The 1,270-nt window shown below is 60.2% G+C and carries 2 protein-coding genes and 1 pseudogene; 1 reads left to right on the forward strand and 2 read right to left on the reverse strand.

The genetic code is table 11. From position 1 onward, the window contains the following. On the forward strand, window positions 1–267 hold a 267-nt coding region (locus AC097L_RS24835; protein WP_479589384.1), incomplete at its 5' end, for an OsmC family protein. A 65-nt stretch (window positions 268–332) separates the two neighbouring features. Here AC097L_RS24835 and coq7 read toward each other — a convergent pair. Both coq7 and AC097L_RS24845 read right to left on the reverse strand, forming a co-directional pair. Next, entirely contained in the window at window positions 333–962 is a 630-nt protein-coding gene (gene coq7, locus AC097L_RS24840; RefSeq protein WP_479589385.1) for a 2-polyprenyl-3-methyl-6-methoxy-1,4-benzoquinone monooxygenase, read from the reverse strand. A 122-nt stretch (window positions 963–1,084) separates the two neighbouring features. Then, window positions 1,085–1,270, reverse strand: a pseudogene (locus tag AC097L_RS24845) (porin); the annotation flags it as partial.

Raw genomic sequence — 1,270 nt, forward strand, 5'->3', positions numbered from 1 at the left:
ACCGCTTATGACGTGGTGCTGATTTTGAAGCGGGGCCGCCACGATGTGCGCGGCTGCTCGGTCAAGCTGGTGTCCGAGCGCGCCGAGGTCGATCCCAAGGTGTTCACCAAGATCAACATGCATTTCACCGTGACTGGCAAAGGCATTCCCGCCACCGCGGTCGAGCGCGCCATCGCCATGAGCCACGGCAAATACTGCTCCGCCACCATCATGCTGGGCAAGACGGCAGAAATTACCACCAGCTTTGATCTGGTCGAAGCGGCTTAAACAGGACTTACGCAAGTTCCCCCTGTAAGCCCGAAGGGTGGTACAGGGGCGCCGCGTAAGTACTATTAAATCTTGTACGCCACGGTGGTCATCACCTTGGCGGCCAGCGTCATCAGGGTTTTGACAGGCGCGGGCAGGTCCAGCGCGCCGGCCAGCGTGGCCTGTTGCGCGTGGCGCTCTTCGTCGTCTTTCATCTGCACCACGATGGCGCGCGAGGCATGGTCGTCGGCGGGCAGGTGTGCCAAGTGGCTTTGTAGATGCGCAGCCACCTGGTTTTCGGTTTCCACCACAAAGCCCAGGCTCCAGCGGTCACCGCCGAACTGACCAGCGGCCAGCCCGAGCCCAAAGGCCCCGGCGTACCACAGGGGATTCAACACGCTGGGGTGGCTGCCCAGCTCGTCCAGCCGCTGGCGCGTCCAGGCCAGGTGATCGGTTTCTTCGTCTGCGGCGTGCAGGAAATGGCTGCGCAGCGTGGGGCTTTGGGTGACCAGCGCCTGCGCGGTGTACAGCGCCTGGGCACACACCTCGCCCACATGGTTGACCCGCATCAGGGCCCCGGCCTGCGCTTTTTCGACTGCTGACAGTTCGGTTATTTCTCCCGGCAGGGTCGGGCAGGGCTGGGCCGCACGCGGCGTGGCAAACAGGGTGCGCAGGGCTGCGTCGGCAGTGGTGAAAATTTTGTCTGTGGGGCTCATGGACACAAGTCAATCCTCTGGGAATTGTCGTTTTAACAAAATTCGATTATCCGCGCTTGCTCCATGGATGCCCGGAAACGAAAAAAGCCCCTTTCGGGGCTTTTGAAGGTTTGGATTGAACCTTAGAACGAATGCATCACGCCAACTGCAGTGCGAGTAGCCGTGGTATTCCCAGCTGTCACCAAGCCCGAAGTCATCGCCAGATCACCAGCCGCCGTGGAGCCAGCTTTCACATAGGTCAGCGAAGCGTAGGCAATGGTTCGCTTGCTCAAGGCATATTTGCCCATTGCAATGAATTGTTCACCTTT

The sequence above is a fragment of the Rhodoferax sp. RT5P35 genome, from assembly GCF_056521385.1.